17 protein-coding genes are annotated in these 20,838 nt (G+C 43.7%); 5 read left to right on the top strand and 12 right to left on the bottom strand.

What is annotated here, in order from left to right:
- Positions 1-203 precede the first annotated feature (203 nt).
- Both QUB44_RS16490 and QUB44_RS16485 read right to left on the bottom strand, forming a co-directional pair.
- Positions 204-431 carry a hypothetical protein gene (locus QUB44_RS16490; RefSeq protein WP_333119698.1) on the bottom strand — a complete coding sequence of 76 codons (228 nt, stop codon included), beginning with the start codon at positions 429-431 and terminating at the stop codon, positions 204-206.
- Positions 373-1,371, bottom strand: a complete 999-nt coding sequence (locus QUB44_RS16485; RefSeq protein WP_333369343.1) for a hypothetical protein — start codon at positions 1,369-1,371, stop codon at positions 373-375. The genes QUB44_RS16490 and QUB44_RS16485 overlap by 59 nt, the downstream gene beginning before the upstream one ends.
- Positions 1,372-1,738: 367 nt before the next feature.
- Here QUB44_RS16485 and QUB44_RS16480 point away from each other — a divergent pair, with 367 nt between their 5' ends.
- The 3 genes from QUB44_RS16480 (at position 1,739) to QUB44_RS16470 (ending at position 3,424) form a co-directional block, all read left to right on the top strand.
- Positions 1,739-2,329 (top strand): helix-turn-helix transcriptional regulator, encoded by a 591-nt coding sequence (locus QUB44_RS16480; RefSeq protein WP_333369341.1) that lies wholly within the window; start codon positions 1,739-1,741, stop codon positions 2,327-2,329.
- 308 nt (positions 2,330-2,637) lie between these two features.
- Positions 2,638-2,919 (top strand): helix-turn-helix transcriptional regulator, encoded by a 282-nt coding sequence (locus QUB44_RS16475; protein WP_333237690.1) that lies wholly within the window; start codon positions 2,638-2,640, stop codon positions 2,917-2,919.
- Positions 2,920-3,154: 235 nt separating this feature from the next.
- Positions 3,155-3,424, top strand: coding sequence for a helix-turn-helix transcriptional regulator (locus QUB44_RS16470; protein ID WP_333160550.1), 270 nt, complete (start codon positions 3,155-3,157; stop codon positions 3,422-3,424).
- A 123-nt stretch (positions 3,425-3,547) separates the two neighbouring features.
- On the opposite strand, the gene QUB44_RS16465 is transcribed toward QUB44_RS16470, so the two are convergent.
- From QUB44_RS16465 to QUB44_RS16455, 3 genes are all read right to left on the bottom strand, one after another.
- A complete protein-coding gene (locus tag QUB44_RS16465; RefSeq protein WP_333369339.1) occupies positions 3,548-3,766 on the bottom strand; it encodes a hypothetical protein in 219 nt (72 codons plus the stop codon).
- A 71-nt stretch (positions 3,767-3,837) separates the two neighbouring features.
- On the bottom strand, positions 3,838-4,251 hold the full coding sequence (gene arfB, locus QUB44_RS16460) for an alternative ribosome rescue aminoacyl-tRNA hydrolase ArfB (RefSeq protein ID WP_333369337.1): 414 nt from the start codon (positions 4,249-4,251) through the stop codon (positions 3,838-3,840).
- Positions 4,252-4,323: 72 nt separating this feature from the next.
- Positions 4,324-4,794 (bottom strand): restriction endonuclease, encoded by a 471-nt coding sequence (locus QUB44_RS16455; RefSeq protein WP_333369335.1) that lies wholly within the window; start codon positions 4,792-4,794, stop codon positions 4,324-4,326.
- Between the two features lie 346 nt (positions 4,795-5,140).
- Between QUB44_RS16455 and QUB44_RS16450 the strand changes: the two genes are divergently transcribed.
- Positions 5,141-6,619, top strand: a complete 1,479-nt coding sequence (locus QUB44_RS16450) for an alpha-amylase (RefSeq protein WP_333369333.1) — start codon at positions 5,141-5,143, stop codon at positions 6,617-6,619.
- Positions 6,620-6,685: 66 nt separating this feature from the next.
- Here the strand turns inward: QUB44_RS16450 and gnd are convergent, their stop codons facing one another.
- Complete coding sequence (gene gnd / locus QUB44_RS16445; RefSeq protein ID WP_333369331.1) at positions 6,686-8,140, bottom strand: decarboxylating NADP(+)-dependent phosphogluconate dehydrogenase; 1,455 nt, start codon at positions 8,138-8,140, stop codon at positions 6,686-6,688.
- Positions 8,141-8,433: 293 nt separating this feature from the next.
- Between gnd and QUB44_RS16440 the strand changes: the two genes are divergently transcribed.
- Positions 8,434-8,856, top strand: coding sequence for a hypothetical protein (locus tag QUB44_RS16440; protein ID WP_333369329.1), 423 nt, complete (start codon positions 8,434-8,436; stop codon positions 8,854-8,856).
- Positions 8,857-8,930: 74 nt separating this feature from the next.
- Here QUB44_RS16440 and QUB44_RS16435 read toward each other — a convergent pair whose 3' ends face one another.
- From QUB44_RS16435 to QUB44_RS16410, 6 genes are all read right to left on the bottom strand, one after another.
- Positions 8,931-10,796, bottom strand: a complete 1,866-nt coding sequence (locus QUB44_RS16435; protein WP_333369327.1) for an ABC transporter ATP-binding protein — start codon at positions 10,794-10,796, stop codon at positions 8,931-8,933.
- Positions 10,797-10,871: 75 nt separating this feature from the next.
- A complete protein-coding gene (locus QUB44_RS16430) occupies positions 10,872-15,440 on the bottom strand; it encodes an Ig-like domain-containing protein (protein WP_333369325.1) in 4,569 nt (1,522 codons plus the stop codon).
- 468 nt (positions 15,441-15,908) lie between these two features.
- Entirely contained in the window at positions 15,909-18,290 is a 2,382-nt protein-coding gene (locus QUB44_RS16425) for a glycoside hydrolase family 31 protein (protein ID WP_333369323.1), read from the bottom strand.
- Positions 18,291-18,735: 445 nt separating this feature from the next.
- On the bottom strand, positions 18,736-19,047 hold the full coding sequence (locus tag QUB44_RS16420) for a group 1 truncated hemoglobin (RefSeq protein WP_333369321.1): 312 nt from the start codon (positions 19,045-19,047) through the stop codon (positions 18,736-18,738).
- A gap of 168 nt (positions 19,048-19,215) precedes the next feature.
- A complete protein-coding gene (locus QUB44_RS16415; RefSeq protein ID WP_333369319.1) occupies positions 19,216-20,007 on the bottom strand; it encodes a DUF3050 domain-containing protein in 792 nt (263 codons plus the stop codon).
- A 484-nt stretch (positions 20,008-20,491) separates the two neighbouring features.
- Positions 20,492-20,674, bottom strand: a complete 183-nt coding sequence (locus tag QUB44_RS16410; RefSeq protein WP_333369316.1) for a hypothetical protein — start codon at positions 20,672-20,674, stop codon at positions 20,492-20,494.
- Positions 20,675-20,838 lie beyond the last annotated feature (164 nt).

Genomic DNA, 20,838 nt, shown 5'->3' with positions numbered 1-20,838 from the left:
CTAAGGCATTGCTCCCCAAACTCCATAAAACATCGTTGACACCAGCCCTGGGCCCACAACGCCGGAACCTTAAACTTTGCCCCACAGTTGGGAAATTCCGATCGCAACCTTAAGCAATGTCGATCGCCCCCAGCATCCCCAAATCATCTCAAATCCCCTCGCCCAGTAGGGACACGGCACCGCGCCGTGTCCTTAACCGTAACTTACCTGCGACAGCCTTCGGCGATCGCCCTTAACACCGCTAGCCGCACTTCTGGATGAGATTTCTCCAGCCCGTTAGCCCGAAAAATCCAGTGTCCGCCGCCCGCGTGCTCGATCGCAATTTTCTGTCCGTCAGGCAAAACTATTTGCCACCAATTCAACACAGTGGCTTTAATAAGGTGGCACTGAATTTCGTTCAGTTGAGCCTCCATTAATTTCAGTTGACGCATGATAGGATTTTGGGCAGATGACTTCATGATTTTTCTCATTAAATGAATTCGACTGTTTCTCGGCTTTGATTTCAGTTTGCCGATTTTTTAACTTAACTTCACCTTCCGAAGTTTTCGCCTTAACTTCCCTTTCCGAAGTTTTCGCCTTCACTTCCGTTTTACCACCTTTAGGCTCAATTTTGACTCCAAAACCTTTAGACTTAACTTTTCCTGGGGCCGAAGTTGAAGCCTGTCCCCTTGCCGGCTTCTTAAACTCCGCGTCTAATTGGTCTAAAATCTCCTCTTGTTCGGGAGTATGTTCCGCTGGCTGCTCTAAATTTCTGGGATTGTATTCGTCAACCAACCTTGCCAAAAATTCCGAAATTGACAGCCCGGCTGCGGCTGCTTTTTTCGTTAAAAGGGCGTAAGTGTCGGTTTTTATCCGAATTTGCTTGAGCCGGAGGTTGGGATTGTTGTCAACAGTTTCGGCAATAGTTACTGCCGTAATCCTTTCTTTGGGTATGACATCAACAACTTCTTGCCACTTTTCCTGTAAAGGACTGTCGCCGTATTGGTCGGTGATTGCGTGTTTGAACAAAGGAACAACTTGAGCAACGCAGCTAGGCAAAATCTCAAATCCTGCTTTAATTAAGCGCAGGCAAATACTCGCAGATTTGATAATCTGCGTGCAGTAAAAATACTGCCTGCCTAATGCTTGTTCGCAGTAACTTTTAAAAGTTTTGAACTTGTCTTTGTACAATCGCAGTTTTCGGATCGCGTCCAGCATGATTCCTTGACGCACGTAGTCGAGAAATCCCCTTTTAATTTCGCCTGTCAGGTAGTCTAAATCGTGAAAGGGAGATTGATTCTGGATTTCTTCTTCAAAGTCTAGCAGCGGGCCTGCAAAGTGAAAGTTGGAGGCGACATCGCCTAGGTAGAAGTTGTCAATGGATGTGGGCATGATCGGGAATGGTTCGAGAAATGGCACGATAGCACGGAAGTTGTGCGATCGCAAAGGAGAAGTTTTGGTCTGGATCTTTGATACAATTTTGAGTTGTGTTGTCCTGTGAGGTCGATCAACCTTTTACATAGCATCACCTCCTCGGCGTTGAGAAAAAAGGGGCTTGAGGTATGCGCCCAACCCCCGAAAATACGCTTGGGTATGCAAGCACAATTGATAGACACTACAAGTAAGGCGGTTCTTCAAACCTGCATTTTGACCTTGGAGGCTCGCCCGGTTGCCTTTGTTTTGCCTATCTACTAGCAGTTTAGTGCCAGATTCAAATTTTGTCAAGCACTATTTTGCTAGCAACTAACTGCTATAATTGATGGAAGCTAAAGATCAAGAAACCATAACCTTGAAAAACCTTAGAGAAAGTGCAAATTTGACCCAACCTGAACTTAGTCGTCGAATGGGGGTAGGAATTCGCATTATTGGCGATTGGGAACGAGGAGAATCCATTCCTCGCTTCGATCGCGTCATTGCTCTGGCGCGCGAGCTAGGCGTACCTCTAAAAACACTTGCTAGATGTATGGGATTAGACGTAGCCAAAATTCCCGATGACCTACAAGCATTAAGTGTACTTCATCTTTCGGCGGAGGTCAAGAACCTAGAACTGGTGAAACAAGCTTCATGTATTGGGGCAGAAAATTCGCAAGAAAAGGAGAAGTCTCCATTAAGGCTTCTCAGAGAACAAGCTGGCCTAACCCGCCCTCAAGTCAAACAACATATCGGCGTTTCTGAGCGGATGCAAGCTGACTGGGAATCAGGAAAGTCCATGCCAACTGTTGAAAACGTAGCTGCACTGGCTAACCTGTACCAGGTTTCTCTAAAAACTATGTTTGAGCTTTTAGGATTAGATGTAACCAAAATTCCCGATGACTTACCAAGTCGTGAGCCCTCATCGAAGGACAACTAACAAGCACAGCTAAATCATGGTGTTGACATTTGATACAATTTTGAGTCAGGCTGTCAGGTCGATCGACCTTTTACATGGCATCACCTCCTCGGCGTTGAGAAAAAAGGGGCTTGAGGTCTGTGCCCAACCCCCGAAAATACGCTTGGGTATGCAGGCATAATTGATAGACACAACAAATAAGGCGGTTCTTCAAACCTGCATTTTGACCTTGGAGGCTCGTTGAGCGGCCTTTGTTTTGCCTACCAACATGAAGTTTACGTCTTATTCAAGCCTTTGTCAAGACGTTTGCATCATGAATATTTCGTCCTATGATAGAAGAAGATTTACAAGAAAAGGAGAAGTCTCCTTTGAGACTACTCAGAGAACAAGCTGGACTAACACGCCCTCAAGTCAAAGAAAAAATTGGAATTTCCGAGCGAAGACAAGCTGACTGGGAATTAGGCAAGGCTCTACCTAATGCTGAAAACATACTTGCTATGGCTAACCTGTACCAGGTTTCTCTAAAAACTATGTTTGAGCTTTTAGGATTAGACGTAACCAAAATTCCCGATGACTTACCAAGTCGTGAGCCCTCATCGAACGACAACTAACCCGCAGGGGTTCGGAAAAGTCTAGGGAAACGGGTTTGAATCATGCACCCAAGCTCGGAAAATAGGCTTGGCTATGCAGGCATAATGGGTAGAAACTACAAAGAGGGCAGCTTGCTAAACCAAAGCGTTTCCACCGTCCGGCTAAAGCAGCCGCCTTTCTGTTGTCTCTATCTTTAACAAGGATACTTGTAAACCTCCCGGCTGTCAACAAGTTTGCTTGTAAATTTCCCATGATATGCCCCGAAAGAAACAAACTCAAGAGTCCAAAGATATACCGGCACTGCAAATCTTGCGGGAGGCTGTTGGTTTATCGCAAGCAGCTTTAGCAAAACAAATTCCCGACAAAACCGGCGCAAAAACCCTAAGTCAACAAGCAATCAGTAACTGGGAACGAGGACTAGACGAACCCGAACTGACCATTGCTCAAATGAAAGCTCTTTGCAAAGCTTTGGGAAAAACGCTTAACGATTTACCGGACGACTTAGGCCCACCAAATCCCGACTGACAACTTTTGTTGATTAGTTCTAATTAGACAAACCTAAAAAAGCAGATTAGATGCCCGACTTATTGAAGAAGTCGGGCATCTAACAAACAAGTTATAAAGAGGATATTAAAGTAGGATTTGGTATTACTTACGGAGAACAGAAGTGATAATCACCGTGATAGTGGCGCTTGCAATCAAAGTGAAAGCAAGTTGCACAACCCATTGGGTAGCTTTCTGGTAGTTATCGAATTTGTCATTGAATCTGTCGGTTTTGTCATTAGTTTTTTCAACTTCAGCCGATAGCTTGTCTAGCTTTTCAATAACATCGGCTAGCGTCGGCTCGTTAGGTGCAGTAGTTGTCATTGCCGTTTCCTAAAACTAACAATCATCATCTACAATGATATCCTAATTTCAAGAGGAATTGAGATTATCAATCACTCCGTGACTTTCCCTCTCAGAGCTTTAATCTGCCCTCGCTTGGTTTTGCTGTCAAGACGCTTGCGCTGGGAACTACGAGTCGCTTTGCTGGGTTTGCGCCTTTTCGGTATGACGATCGCACTTTTAATCAGTTCTTGCAGCCGTCTCAAAGCCTCCTCCCGGTTTTGTTCCTGGCTGCGGTGTTCCTGCGCTTTGATGACAATCACACCTTCGGAGGTGATGCGCTGGTCGTTGATTTGCAGCAAACGCTCCTTGTAGCGATCGGGCAATGAGGAAGCTGGGATATCAAAGCGCAAGTGAATCGCACTCGCCACCTTATTTACATTTTGCCCCCCCGCGCCTTGAGAGCGAATCGCACTAATCTCGATTTCGCGATCGTCCAGGAAGACTGTATTAGAAATTTGTAGCATGATTGATCAGTGAGATTAAAGATACTGGGAAAGCAGTGCATCTTTTATATATAACTTACTTTGGTCGAGCAATTATTTACACTTCTTAGCTGTCAGGATGAATTCGATGAGTCTTTTTCTATCCCATAACTCTATGTCGTTAGATTTAGCAAGATTGTAAGCGTTTTCTGTAAATCGGTTGTTGGTGATGACTCTTCCTTTATTTCCTTTGTAATGTCTGACGGCTCCTGCTACTTCTTGAACTGCTTTAATCCCCACTGGATTTTTGCTTCTTTTCGCTTGAACCACAGTTTTTGAGCCATCCTTGTATAAAATTAAATCCGCCCCATAATCTTGACTATCTTGAGTTAAAGTAACACTATAACCCAAATTTCTAAAATGGACATCTAGAAATTTTTCAAACTCTTTTCCCGTCATTTCATCCACTTCCCGAATACCACTTTCTAATAAACGCTTTTTTTCCTCTTCTTCTTTCAATGTATCCAATACCGATGTCGCAATCACACCCACAACGGCAGCGGCTCTTACAATAAAAGATTTCATAAAATTACATTTTTTTAAAAGGAGTAGTTATGATGGTAGCAGATTTGCTCAGTATAGTTATCTACTAAGACCGCAAGTAAGATCACAAGCACATTGTGATCTTACTTACTAATTCTTTTATATTCCCGACCTTGGACTTGGGCTTTTTGTCTGCACTCAAGTTCAAGTATGGTTCAAAAAGTCAGGCTAAAGTCAAAAGATTTTATAGTTGAGAACTGTAACAAAACTTTAATCACACCCAAACCGGAGTTTTAGAAAAAATTAATGCGGATACCGTGACAATGGGCAATGCTGTAGCCTAAGATCGCCTTAAATTGTCAGTATCATCTCAAGGCAAGGGTGCAAAATGGCAGATATTAACGGCACGATGATGCAATATTTCCACTGGTACACTTCCGCTCAAGGAACCCTGTGGGATGAGGTGAAAAATCAAGCGAAAGAATTGGCTGATGCGGGTTTTACCGCACTGTGGCTGCCCCCAGCTTACAAAGGAATTGGCGGGAAAAGCGACGTTGGATATGGGGTTTACGACTTATTTGATTTGGGAGAATTCAACCAACAAGGTTCAATTCGCACCAAATATGGTACTAAGCAGCAATATTTGGATGCGATCGCAGCCCTGCACAAATCTCAGATCCAAGTCTATGCCGATGTAGTTATCAACCACAAAATTGGTGCAGATGCAGCAGAGATATTTAAGGCAACTCCTTATCCTCAAAACAATCGGCTAAATCCCAAAGGTGGGTTGCAAGAAATCAAAAGCTACACCAATTTTAACTTTCCCGGACGCAAAGGTAAATATTCCCAATTTGAATGGCACTGGTGGCATTTTGACGCAGTAGACTACAACGAATACAATTCAGACGATCGCGATACAGTCTATTTGGTAGAAGGGAGAATTTTTGATGACTATGTTGCCCTAGAAAATGGCAATTTTGCCTATTTAATGGGGTGCGATCTGGATTTCCAGGATCGATGGGTACGAGATGAAATTACACGCTGGGGTAAGTGGTATCTCGACACAACAGGTGCCGACGGTTTTCGTTTAGATGCAATCAAACACATATCGTCTTGGTTTTTTCCGCAATGGTTGGATGAAATGGAGCGATATGTCGGCAAAGATTTGTTTGTTGTCGGTGAGTATTGGGCACCCAATATCGATATCCTGCACTGGTATGTCGGTTCAGTTAAGGGCAAAATGTCAGTTTTTGATGTGCCGCTGCATTACAACTTTCATTACGCCAGCCAACAGGGCGGTAACTACGATATGCGGCGCATCTTAGACGGTACAATGATGCAGCAGCAACCGGCTCATGCAGTAACGTTTGTCGAAAACCACGACTCCCAACCGCTGCAAGCACTTGAATCTGTTGTAGAACCCTGGTTTAAACCTCTTGCTTATGCGATTATTCTATTGCGAAGAGAAGGTTATCCCTGCGTTTTCTACGGCGATTATTACGGTGCAGAATATGAAGATTGGGGGCGTGATGGCAATCGGTATAAGATTGTTATGCCCTCTCATCGATCGCTAATTGACAAATTTCTCCATGCTCGCAAACACTTCGCTTACGGCCCTCAATATGACTATTTCGATCATTGGAATACCATTGGCTGGACGAGATTGGGCAATGGGAAAAATCCACAGGCAATGGCAGTAATTATGAGTGACGGCCCGGAGGGTTCCAAGTGGATGGAAGTTAGTAAACCTCATGCTAATTTTGTGGATTTAACAGGGCATATTAAGGAACCTGTTTCTACTAACGAGTGGGGTTGGGGCGAGTTTCGCTGTCAAGGCGGTTCAGTATCCGTGTGGGTTCAGGAATAAGATCTGTTGGCAGTAATCTCATTGTCTATCTGTAAGGTGCGCCGAAACGCACCCTACAAAAATTAATTAGTCGGTAGTACCGGTTTGCAGCGACTCTTCAGCAACTTGCGTCCACTCTGAGTGGAAGTATTCGCCGCGCGGTTTGTCGATGCGTTCGTAGGTGTGAGCCCCAAAATAATCACGCTGAGCTTGCGTGAGGTTTTGTGGCAATCTAGCGCGCCGGTAGCTGTCGAAATAGTCCAGCGATGCGCTAAATGCTGGTACTGCAATCCCCAGTGTGCTAGCAGTAGCCAAAACATCCCGCCAAGCTGATTGGCGATCGAGAATGCTCTGTTTGAACTCCGGCGCTAACAGCAAATTTGGCAGATCGGGATCGTCATTGAAAGCTGTTTTAATCTTGTCCAAAAATCCAGCCCGAATGATACAGCCACCCTTCCAAATTCGGGAAATTTCGCTCAAACTCAAGTCATAGTTGTACGACTTCGAGGCCGCGCTCAACAGCGCCATACCTTGCGCGTAGGAGCAAATCTTCGAGCAGTAAAGCGCATCCCGGACTTTGTTCACAAACTCTTTAGTATCGCCTTCGTACTTGGCGCTAGGCCCCGTCAGTTCTTGGGCAGCGTTGACGCGCTCGTCTTTGTAAGAAGACATGATTCTCGCATTCACAGCAGCGATAATTGTGGGAATGCTCACGCCCAATTCTAAAGCACTCATTACAGTCCAGCGGCCGGTGCCTTTTTGACCGGCTGCGTCCATAATTACCTCAACTAAGGGTTGCTTAGTTTCCGGGTCAATATACTTGAAAATGTTAGCCGTAATTTCAATCAAAAACGAGTTGAGTTCGTCTGTGGTGTTCCATTCGGCAAAAACTTCCTGCAACTGCTTGCCGTCCAATCCACCAACGTTTTTGAGCAAATCGTAGGCTTCAGCAATGAGCTGCATATCCCCGTACTCAATGCCGTTGTGAACCATCTTCACGTAGTGGCCGGCACCACCGGGGCCGATGAAAGTAACGCAGGGGCCGTCATCTACTTGAGCCGCAATTTTGACGAGAATTGGCTCTAGTAGGCCGTAAGCAGTGCGGGTGCCACCGGGCATCATGCTAGCACCGTTGAGCGCGCCTTCTTCACCGCCGCTGATGCCCATGCCAACAAATCCCAGTCCCATCGATTCTAAATCTTTGGTGCGGCGTTCGGTGTCGTCGTAGAGCGAGTTGCCGCCGTCAATAATCATGTCGCCCGGTGACAGCATGGGTTTGAGCTGGTCGATGACTGCATCTACGGGTTTCCCAGCTTGCACCATGACTAAGATTCTGCGCGGGGTTTCTAGGACATCGACGAATTCTGTCAGAGTCTTGGCGGCTACAATGTTCTTGCCGGGGGCGCGTTTGGCCATGAATTCGTCGGTTTTAGCTGCTGTGCGGTTGTATACAGCCACGGAGAAGCCTCTGCTTTCGACGTTGAGCGCGAGGTTCTCGCCCATCACTGCTAGACCGATTAAACCAAAATTTTGCTTTGTCATGCTAATAACCCGCTGGTTGTTCCCGCTTGAGGATAGATTTGCGAGAGAGGAAAGCGAGGCGGGGTGTAGCGCTTTCCGGTGGACTAAAAGTATTGGACAATAGACCTAGGAGGTTCAGGTTTATTTTTATATTCTCAGAATTGCTGTTTGGTAAATCAGTAGGGTTTTTTTAAGATTTAAGGGATATTAATGACGCGGGCAGGTGATGATAAGGCAGGTATTATGTCGATCGCGGTAACGGTAGATACAAACAAGCGGACATTTTAAGGACAACTTAGGAGACTGTTGTAATTATGGAAGATTTGCAGTATCTCGCGGCCTGGGTGAAGGAGCAACACGCTCGCGAGTATATTTTGACTTGGCTGCTGAGTCAACAGGGGCTGTGGTGGTCTGATGGGGATATTTATCAGGCCGTTTTGCAAAAGTCGGGAAAGCTGTTGAAAGCTTATGTCCAAAAAAGGCAAGCGGGAGAGTTATTTGAGGGAATTTCTGAGAAGTTGGTGGGAGATGATAATTGGGATGATTTGGTGCTGAGTTTAGGGCGAATTGTTGCTGTTTATCAAGAGGAATTGCTGAAGCTGCAAGAGCGCGATCGCCGGGGGGATGGGGTAAAAAAAAATTTGATTAGTCAACCGTTGACTGGAGATCCTTTGCCGCTTTTGGAAGTGCAGCAAGCTTTGCCCGATCCTTATGCGGATACGTTGACGGGCAGATAGTCAACAGTTGACTGTTGACTGTTGACTGTTGACTGTTGACTGCTGACTAATGACTGCTGACTAATGACTAATGACTAAATATAGCTGCTAGCTTGACGGGTGAACATTGAGCAGTAAATTCCGTTTGATGCTATCAATTCGTCGTGAGTTCCTATTTCTGCTATTTTACCGTTTTCCATCACGGCGATGCGATCGGCAATTTTTGCTAATCCCAATCTGTGACTGATGACTATTGTTGTTTTCCCGGCGGCTATTTGGCGGAAGATGCTGTAAATTTCGTGTTCTGTCTTGGGGTCGAGGGCGGCGGTTGGTTCGTCAAAAATTAGCACTTCGGCTGTAGAAAGCCGCATTAAGGCGCGGGCGATCGCAATTCTTTGCCACTGTCCCCCGGATAAGTCTATGCCGTCTTCTAATTGTTTTCCCAACGGTGTCTCTAAACCTGCGGAAAGACTATTGACTTTGGCGCTAATTCCTGCTTCGGAAATAGCTTCATTAATTGCGGTGTCATCTGACAGGGAAAGCAAGTCGCCGAAACCGACGTTTTCTCGGACTGTGGAGGGGAAACGGGCGTAATCTTGCATGACTACGGCGATGCGCGATCGCACGTATGCTAGAGAGTACGATCGCAAATCTTTGCCGTTCCAGTCGATCGTACCACTTGTCGGGTCGTACAGGCGGCCGAGGAGTTTGCCAAGGGTTGTTTTACCCGCGCCATTTTCACCAACAAGCACTAGCATTTCCCCCGGTTGAATAGTTAAGTTGATATCTTCAACCGTGCTTTTATTGCTACCGGGATAGCAAAAAGATAGATGCTTAATCTCAATGCCAATTTTATCTTTTGTGGGGCGGGAATCTTGCCCGTCTTCTGGTACACTAGGCAGGCGAGATGCCACATCCACAAGCGGAGACTGCAATTCTGGTTTGAGTTCCAAAAGTTGAAAAATCGGACTAACGCTGAGAGAGATATCGTACAAATTAGTAGAAGTGCTAATCAGCATATGCAAACTTTGCTTTACTTGGACAATCAAACCAGAATAGAGTGCTAAATCGCCCAAAGTATAGCGGCCCCCCAAAGCTCCCATTACTACATAAATAAATGGCAAAGCCACTCCTATTCTACTAAACATCGACCAGAAAAGTACAACAAAAGCTCCTTTTTTTCGGATTTGCTGCATCTCGCTAAAAAATTGCAAAAACTGATCCTGCCAGCGTTTGAGCCAAAGTTCCTGCAAGCCAAACAAACGCAATTCTTTAGCATATTCTTCGTCCGTCAAGACTCTAGCGGATAAGTTCATCTCGCGGCTGATTTTAGCTTGCTTTCTTTGAACTCTCCAGATGATTCTGCTATATTTTCTTTGGGTATAAATCGAGGGAGATGATGAGATTAACATCAGCACTGGCACCCACCAAGCTATCGCAGCAGCAAGACCTATCGATGGAATAAATATAAAAATTCCCGTGATGGTCATGCTGATGGTAAAGGCTAGTTGCTGTATTTTGGATACTCCGGTTTTGGCTAGTTCTACTATATTTAATAGTTCGGGGTTTTCAAAGAGGGCAATATCGTCGAAATTGGCTACTTTTTCGAGGACTTTTCCTTCGACAAAGCCTTGAACGCGATCGCGCAAAGATGTCGCGACAAAAGAGTTCATTGTGTCTAGGGCATCACCGACTAACTTGAGACTTAAGACTCCACCAATACTCCACAGCAAGATTGGCCGGGAAAGCATCAAAGCAAAGGGCTGTGCTGTTTGGGTTTGCGACAGCAACCGAGATACTTCATCAATGATTAATTTATCTAAAAAAAGCACGGCAGATGGGGCAGCACCGCTGATGATGTTGAGTATTATTAAATTGCGGAGTTCAATTGGTGCGGCTTTGATTATCAGGCCGAGGCTGCGCCACAAAGCTTGGAAGGTGGTAATTTGGATGGGTTGCATAGTTTGTGGGTAGGTGTCGGGTCTACTCATCCCCGGACGGTATATTATAACAAAGGTGCTTTTCACGATCTATTCTTACAGACTCAACTCTGGTATTCCCCATATACGAATAGTTCCATCACCATGACCACTGATAATTTGTTTTCCATCTGGCGTAATGGCAAGGCAATAAACGCAACTATCGCTTGTAGAATACTCTTTTATAGAGTGAAGTTGTTCTCCAGTATTTAAGTCCCATATCTCAATAAACGACTCATAATCATAATCATAATCGTTATCAAACAAATCATAATCGTCATTTATTATTCTACAACCAGCCGATACAATTCTTTGACCATCTGGTGTAAGTGTAAAATCCTTGATTGTTTCAGCAGAACTCTTTAAAGTTAGCCGAACATCTGGATATTTCTTCGCCGTTAAATCCCAGATTTTTATCGTTTCATAATTGCTACTGACGAGTGTTTTACCATCTGGTGTAATAGCTAAAGCGGAAACCCATCCTATACTCCATCTTATAATCGTTTGCAATTTGCCTGTGTTTAAATCAAGTGTATTTGAACAATATAAAGAGTGTCGGGACTCATTAGTCTTTAAATCCCAAATGTTAATGCTGCTATCTATAAAGTCATTCAAATCTCCATTAATGCCAATATCATCATAGTCAGAGTATCGCATTTTCCCATCCCAACCATTATCATCAAAGTCGTAGCTATCCGAATCCAAACTAATATCATCATATATAACTACACCAATAGTGCTATCCCAACCTGTACTAACAAGTTTTTGCCCGTCTGGATTAATAGCAACATACTTAACAAATTTAATACCGCTATCTATAAGGCTATTCAAATCCCCACTAATGTCGTTATCTATAACTGCACCAATGGTGCTATCCCAACCTGTACTAACAAGTGTTGGCCTGTCTGGATTAATAGCAACACACTTAACAAAGTGTGTATTATCTTCTAGCTTACTTAGTAACTCTCCCGTGTTTAAATACCAGATTTTTATAATAGGATCGTCCCCAAAACTACTACTAATAAGTCTCTGTCCATCTGGTGTAATAGCCAAAGAAGTAACAGATTCAGCATAAGCATTAATGATATTAAAACATTTAAAATATTTATAGGGATTGTATTCAACAGCCAAAACAAAGACATCAGCAGAAGCGCTTAAGCCTGCACTTGCTTCACTCAAGCAAAAGCGGCTGATAGACAGAAAAACCTTAGCTACTAGCTTTTGCAGCTTTTTCCAAAACCACCCTTCTAAAGCCGTATAAAAATCTAATACATTTGGTTCTACAATTGTATCAATATCTGTTGTTTGATCTACCTCTATATCTAGTTGTTCGTCAGCTTCTACTATCGTATCCGGCTCTTGAATTGCCTCGAATTCCTCTGTACTTATATCTAATTCTTGTGTCTCATAAACTATTGAATTATCTAAATTTTTATCAGTATCTGTTGAACCTGAATCTAAAGCAAATATTTCTTGGAGCAGCGTTTGATAAGAAATCAAGTAAGATATTATTCTGCTAGAAATTCCCGTATATAAAAATATTTTTCTTATCTCTTGTGTATACTTGGGAGCTAATTGAGATGTTGCAGTTACTTGAAAATAACCTTGCTCATTCTGAGTAAAAGTTAATGTACCATCTTGAGCAATTTTCCCTCCTGTTGTTTCCCAATAAACCTCACTGGGCGCGATTGGAGAGCCGAATTGATCGAATCCTTTAACAACAAATGTTTGATCTTCGCTTGATTTAAGATAAACAAAACCAGGTTGAACTTCTAAACGTCTTAAAACAGGCAGGAGGATAACTTTAGCTGTATCGCTAAGTTTTCCTAATTTTGCGGCAACAGTAACTTCGCGCTTTTTAGAATTGCCTTTAAAAGCTCCTTTATCGGTAATTAATCCACCACTTGTAGTGATCCATCTAACATTCGTTATTTCTAAAGGATCGCCAACCTGATCTACTCCAGTTACAGTAAAAGTAAATTCTTCTTCTGGTTTAAGTTCTACCTGTTCAGGAGATATTTTTAGCCCTCTCAGAACAGGAGTAATAGTAACTTCAGCGTTGGCGCTTAAATGTCCTACATTGACGGTTACTTGACAATCACCTTTTTGCTGTTCTCCACTGCAAAAATTGCCATGTCGATCGATTAAGCCCTCTGTGGCATTCCATTCTATATCGCTGACAGATATTTCTTCACCTCGTTGATTTAAGGCAACCAGATTAAATCTTTGGCTTTGTCCTGGCTCTAAAGTAACAGATGAAGGTAAAATCTCTATAAATGTTAACCGAGAAGGTTCGTAAACTTTAACTTCTGTGCAAGTGTTAATTGTCCCTACACTTGCTTTAATAATAACAGTGTCTTCTCGATCGCCCGCATAAAATATACCCCGCTTATCAATATTTCCACTAATTGCCAACCAAGTAACTTTTCCAGTTTGTATGTTGTTACCATACTGATCTACTCCCTTAACTTCAAACTGAAAGCTCTGGTCAAACTCTAATTGAGGTATTGAGGATGTAATAATTAGTTCTGCTAGCCTCGGAGGTTCAATAATCGTAATTGGGATAACTCGACGAATTGAACTAACTGAAGCGATAACTTCAAAGTTTCCTTGCTTGTTGACAGCTATAAAATAGCCAGTTTGGTCAATTATTCCACCGCCGCTACTTGTTGACCAAGTAATTCTCCCAGTTTGTATGCTGTCACCATACTGATCTACTCCTTTAACTTGAAACTGAAAACTCTGCCCAAACTCTAATTGAGATGTTGACGATATAATAATTAGTTCTGTTAGCTTCGGAGGTTCAATAATCGTAATTGGGATAACTCGACGAATTGAACTGACTGAAGCGATGATTTCAAATTTACCTCGATCGCTTCCAGCTACAAAATTGCCATTTTGGTCTATCGTTCCGCCTCCGCTTACTTCCCATAATACAGTTTGTGGCATGGGATTTCTGCGTTGATCTAAAACTTGTGCTGTAAATTGTTGCGTTTTACCAAACTCTAAAGTAATGCTAGTGGGATTAACAGAAATTTCTGTGAGTCTAGGAGGCTGAATAATAATAATTGTGACAGAAGCCTCAAAAATGCCTATCTTTGCTTTAACTTGAAATCTTCCTTCCCGTTGACCTGCTGTAAATAAACCTTGTTCGATTTTCCCTCCGGTAGTTTCCCATTTAACATCTGTATTGTTAAGGCTCATCTCTCTATTATTCTGGTCTAAACCTTTAACAGTAAAATGCTGGGCTTGACCACAAAAGAGTGCTTGGAAAATTTCAGAAATAACAATATTGCTTAGTTTTGGATAAGAACATCCTTTAATAGCATGGAGTGGTTTTCCTGTTTTTGTATCCAATAATGTTACCCAATCTTTACCTGCAACAGCAAGAGTTTTTCCGTCATAATTAATTGCTACAGAGCTAATAAAACCAGGCTGTTCGGGTTCAGTGTAGATAATTCTATTATTTTGTAAGTCAAAGACTTTAATGTTTTTGGAAAAACCTACTACAAGTATATTTTGGTTGACATGACAAGCTAGAGAATTAATTGATTGATTATTTGGGTAAGTCTTGGTACATTCTAAATTTTGAAGAGTTTGAAGAGGTAGTACAGGAACATCTTTATTGTCTCCTGCGGCAACAATAATTCTACCTAAAAGCCAACCCCCTACAGCTATAGGCCCTCCTAATGAAAATCCCGCTATAGTAGCTGCTACATCTACTAAACCTTTACCCAAAACTGAACCTGATTGATTTGAAGAGACTTCTTCAGTTTTGGATTGCCAAAATTTCATAACCCCATCACGACTTCCACTAATTAATGTAGTGTCGTCTGAAGTAATATTTAAAGATTGAATCCAAGCTGAATGTCCTTCAATACTGCGTATGAGTTGACCGCTATCTAAATTCCATAAGGTGATTTTATTATTAGTGCTTCCACAAGCGATCACTTTTCCATCATGGCTAATACATAAGCTCAAAACGGAAGATAGTTCCTTTGGATCTTGTAGAGTGTCCTTTAAATTCCCCGTATTTAAGTCCCAGGTTTTGATGGTTTTGGTGGTGCTACCGCTCACAATGGTTTTTCCATCAGGAGTGATAGCAACAGCAGTAATCCAATTAGAATACCAACTTAGATCAATTAATGTATGAATAAGCTTCCCACTTTTTAAATTCCATACCTTAATATTTTTATCTGCACCTCCGCTAACTAATTTATTTCCATTAGGACTAATAGCCACAGACAAAACCCAGTGCGAATGTCCTTCAATACTACATTCTATACTACGAATTATTTCCCCCGTTTGCAAATTCCATACCCAAATCTTTTTCCAACTCCCTCCTACTAAAATAGTATTATCTGGACTTATTGCTAGACAAGTAATAATATCTGTTGGGCAAGTAATTAAGTTTTCTGGTGTATTTTCCATCAACCAAGAATTATCACCACGAAAAACTCTGTAGGCAAATTGTTTAACTCTGTCTGATGGATCTTTGATAGACTGTTCAATCAATAGTTCTAAACCTTGTTGACCATAATTGAGAGTCTCTGATAAAGCAGCAAGTCTTTCTTGCTCACTTTGACTAGATAACTGCTTCTTAACTTCTTCAATTGTTGTAGACATTCTATTTCTCTCCCAATCATTAACTTTCTGGTCTTTTGGGCAGCCACAAGCAACACATTAGCTAGGTGATAGGGTTTTCCCGTAAATGTGGTGCTCATAAAATCTCATCTAACTGGGGTGGTTAGGCACGGGCAATAACGGATATCGTCAAAACAAATAATTAATTTGCCCTGCCGTAACCCACCACCGCCAAATCTGTAACATAACGAACATTTTTCACCATCAAGCTGAAAAAGCTGATGATATTAATCTCTGTATCTAGGTGCACCCTGCAGAAAGCACACTCTTGGAGAGCGCACCTACCCATTCAAACTACCTGCCCATTGCTGATGAATTCGATCGCACCACACCGGAATCACAGGCTGAACAGATTTTCAGGATACGATCGCCCTTTCCATCTCAAACTCTACCAGATCGAGCGATCGCCCAGAATCAATCCCACCATAGCATAAACCGCTTTATGCCAAACTATCCAAATGTCAAACGCCGCACCGTACCATCATCTGTAAATCGTTGTTCGCCAACGCCAACAACTTCCACAATAACTTCGCGTTCTGATATCAAAAATTGACCCTCCCGCGCGGCAATTTCAACGAGGATTTTTTCCCCTTCCAAATACACCTTGTAATTAGTCGTTGCCCAGACACCTTTTTGGTGTTCAAAACTGTGTCCATCGTCCTCATAAAGCGTCCATTCACCGCTTCCGGGCCAAATTCGCATTTTTAATGACTCAAGCGGTTCTTCGCTGACAAATTGCCTCACAGGTGCGATCCTCTTCGAGGGCTTCGCTAACGCAATTATGCCCCCACCCCGCACGTAAAGCGGCATTCTCTCCAAAGGTGCATGGGCTAAAATGTGCGTGGGACCGTGATAGCATTCGCCCGTCCACCAATCGTACCAAGTCCCCTCCGGCAAATACACGGCGCGATGCTCAACTCCCGGGCGGTAAACAGGTGCAGCCATCAGCGACAGGCCGAGTAATACTTGATCGTAAAGGTGATAAGTTGCCCGATCGCGCGGAAAGTGATATAGTAGCGGTCGCAAAATCGGCGTTCCCGCCGTCGCTGCTTCCCAAAACAACGTGTAAATATAAGGCAACAACTGATAGCGCAAATTGATGTATTCGCGGCAAATCTTCTCAGTACGATCGCCAAAAACCCACGGTTCGTGCTGCGCCGTACTCATCGCCGAATGACCGCGCATCAAGGGATACAGCATCCCCACCTGCATCCACCGCGCGAACAATTCAGCCGTTGCATTCCCCGCAAAACCGCCGATGTCGCAACCGACAAACGCCACGCCGGAAAGCCCCATATTGCAAAGCATTGGTAGCGACATTTCTAAGTGTTCCCACTGCGATTGATTGTCGCCCATCCACACCGACGAGTAACGCTGAACGCCCGCAAAACCCGATCGCGTCAGCACAAAAGATCGATCGCCCGATCGCAATTTTTGCAACCCCTGTGCACAAGCTTTCGCCATCATCAACCCATACAAATTGTGGGTTTCCGTGTGGGTAGCGCGATCGGATTCCGGGCCTTGCGGTGCATCCAGGGGAAAGCTGATGTGTTCGCCGCCGTCACCAAAAGGCCGTTCTGCGATCGCAGGTTCGTTCATGTCGTTCCAAATCCCCGCAATCCCAATATCTGTCAGAGTTTTGTGCAATTCGCCCCACCACTGGCGCACCTCCGGCCGCAGGAAGTCGGGAAACACCGCTTTGTCCGGCCAAACGTAACCGTGGAATAGCTTTCCCTCTGCGGTGCGGACGAAATAGTCATTCTCCACACCCCGATCGAATATTTCATAATCTGCTTCCGGTTCGTACTTGACACCGGGATCGACAATGGTGACAACTTTGAAACCGGCTGCTTTCAAGTCTGCGATCAGTTTAGCCGGATCGGGGAAACGCTTCGGGCTCCAGGTAAAAACGCGGTAGCCGCGCATATAGTCGATGTCGAGGTGGATGACATCGCAGGGAATCGCCCGATCGCGAAATTCCTGCGCTAACTCCCGCACAACGTCCTCGGATTCGTAGCTCCAGCGGCATTGGTGGTATCCCAGCGCCCATTTTGGCGGAAGCGGCATCCGGCCGGTTAACTGCGTGTAGGTGGCGATAATTTGGGCGGGTTCCGGGCCGTAAATGATGTAGTAGTCGAGTTCCGGGCCTCTGGTTTCCATCCGCAAAACCCCCGGTTGTTGGGCGCCGATGTCGAATTGACTCCAAAATGTAGTGTTGAAAAAGATGCCGTAAGCGCGATCGGGATTCAGGGCTATGTAAAATGCGATCGCCTGGTACATTTCATCGGTGAGGGAATTGTAGTCGAGGGAGTCGGTTGTCCAGTTTGTCTTGACTTCGGAGAGTTTGTCGAGAAAGCCGGTGCGTTCCCCGAAACCGTAGAAGTGTTCGTCTGCTTCGATGCGTTTCCAGCCTGCGGTGGCGCCGGTGCGCCATCCCATACTCGGATCGCAGTCGCTAGCAAAGGGTTTTCCCGATTTGTCAAAGCATTCGATGGCAGTGCGATCGCGCTTGACTGAAATCGTTATTTGTGATGTTTCAATTTCTATTTTTTCGTCTGTTTCTCGCACTTCAAATGGTGTAATTTCCCACTCTTCGTCAGCGAGAGTTATTGAGTGCGATCGGCTTTTGAATTCACCTGTGGGCGACATTCGCACTCGGATTAAATTCGGTGCGAGGATGCTGATGTTTAGGGAAGTTTCGCCGCAATTGAAGTGAATTGTGCGTGAAGCGCAGCTATCCCGTAGGGAATCGGTTTTATTTATGGATTCTACCGAGCCGATTGTTGACCAAGGCTGTTCAGTAGTTTGGAGTTTTCCGAAGTATTGCGGCATATACGATTTGGTAATTGGTAATTGGCAATTGGTAAACCGATCGTGCAATCCGCAGTTAACTGCCGTCATCTAGCTAAAGGATGAATATAACTTCTCAGCATTCCAAGTAAATTAACAAATGCGGTGAAATATACTTCAGCCATACCGTGGCTAGCCGAATAAGCTACTATAAAAAATGAAACAGGTATCCATAAACCAAGTAGAAAATAACTTAAATGCCCTCTAATATCGAGCGCGATTGCTTCCCACAAATGCTACGAGTAGCGGTTAAATAAATCTAGCCATCTTCGCCTCAATTGTGAAGTTTTTTCTTCTCTTCCTTCACCTCTTCGGGGTTCATTAGATCCGGGAAAAAACGAAGTGGAGCTTTCGCTGCACAATTACGAAATCTCCACTTTTATCATTATTCTAGAGGCTGCAAAAACCCTGTTGCATTCACTAGAGCTTACTTGTACAAAACAGCCTCTTTCAAAGTCGCGATCTTAGCTAGCGCTGCATCGAGATCCTCTTGGGACGCGCCGTGGGCAATTATGGCATCGGTCAAATGCTTCACAATCGCATCAAAGTGTTCGGGCTGTAAATTCAAACCTGCGTGTGCTTTCTCCATTGAACGACCTGAGTATTGCTTGGTGCCGCCGAGGGCATAAGAGATAAAAGCAGTTTGATGGCGGCGCTGCTTTTCCATATCTGTATGATCGAAGAAATGGCTCACTACAGCACTTTGCGTGACTAATACCAATTTCCTAAATATTTGCACATATCTAGGAGTAGGGTTTCATTTTTTGTCCTTCTTGCCACCTCTACTATTGTAGCTAATCGTTAAGCAAAGTGCTGTAAGATTGCCTGGGATTGCTAGATGAGGTTAAATGCGATCGCTCTTTCAATCAATTAAAAGGAAGGGCGAACGCGCTCATTTCCGATTCAATTATTGTTGAATCGACTGAGTGGTGCCATCCCACAAACAATAGCGTGCTTGCAGAGCATTGTTAGCAGCATTTACAGCTTGCATCCATTTTATAGAGTCATTTTCACAAATGTTTCTTAATAGTTTCTGTCCCATTGGTGCGTGTTGCTCTTCATCAAGATGGGTGTGTCGTTCCAGGTAAAGACGAAACGAATTGCAGGGAATACCTTGAGCATCTTCTAGTTGGGTAAGGATTTGTTGAAACATCTTGGGAATCACATCCTCTCTACCTAATAGAAAAACGGCGGCAACTTCGTGATTCAATCCGCTTGCTGCTTTTAATGTGGTCATTACAAAAGTTTTAGTGGCTTCGGGGATAGGCAGATTTGCCAAAGCTTCATTAGCAGAAAAACCTTGTTGAATTGCAGCAATAAAACTCCGAATTGGTTTGCTATCTGCACCAACTTCTTCCATCGCATCTAGGTAGAGATGAAAGTGACTTGAGTAATAACCTGGAGAAATTTCATCTGTTTCTTCTGCCAAAACTATTTCATTAACTAATCGCGCCGAATGGATATCTATTGGAGGAACCCAAGGTAATTCGATACAAGTCAATCGACGTTGCAGCGTTTTGAGAAGTGTCATAAAATCCCAGACAGCAAAAACATGAGATTTCATAAACACTTGTAGAGATTTCAAGTCATTGACTTGCTGATAAATTGAGTGAGTGAGTAGTGCATTGCGGGCTGTGGAGGTTTGTGCTAATAACTGAATGTATGGATCTAAGGTTTCTGAAATTTGATGGGGATTCATACTTTACTCCAGAGTATTGTTGGCGATTTGCTCTAATTACACCGTGATACAGCACTTTGCCTGACTAAGAGGTACATTAACAGCAATGAGCAAAATAACATTGCACTCTACTCTTTTACCTAATCGTTAAGCAAAGTGCTGTATCTCGTCAGCCAAAACATCGCGGTAAAAATCATCCACTATCTCTTTAATGGCTGGTTATCCAACCATTTTTTCGTACAATGTTGTTGGCCTATCGTTTCAGCGAGTTGTTGTTTTTTTACTTACTCTGGTTAATTATAGCTGGCACTTTTGCTGTTCTCCACCCGTGAAATATTAATTTAATCTGAAATAATTACTTAGTAACTGTTGTGACTGCTGGTATTTTTTAGACCACCCTCTATTTGTAAACTTTATTAACGTTCGATCGCCACTTAGATATTGTCGATCGCCCTCCCAGCAGTTTGACCTAATCCACGGATTGCTTTTTTTAGCAAGACGTTTCCTACACAGCACACCCATCAGTTTTCCAGCTAGCAAACTCAAGAAATCGGTGATAAAACAGAGGCCGGATGCGATCGCGGAAATTAGACTCGCCTCTGCAATTGCACAAGTTAAAATAAATGGGCGATCGACTGCCCAGCGGCATCATGTATAATCGAATTGCCAAATATAATCGAATCACCACAACGATCGCCTGTATAGTAATATTTGGCAGTTGCTAATTGGTTGCGAGACTTCCGGGCGATCGCCCGCAGTTAAGAAAAACCTTTGACTTAAGTACGCGGACTGAAATCAAGATTATTATGTCCTCCGCGAGAAACGAAGCAATCCCCAGTCTGAGCGATTGCT

It is taken from the genome of Microcoleus sp. AT3-D2, assembly GCF_036705715.1.
In the GTDB taxonomy this organism is placed as follows: Bacteria; Cyanobacteriota; Cyanobacteriia; order Cyanobacteriales; family Microcoleaceae; genus Microcoleus.
Note: the sequence above shows the minus strand (reverse complement) of the source record. Positions and strands in the feature narration are given on the sequence as shown.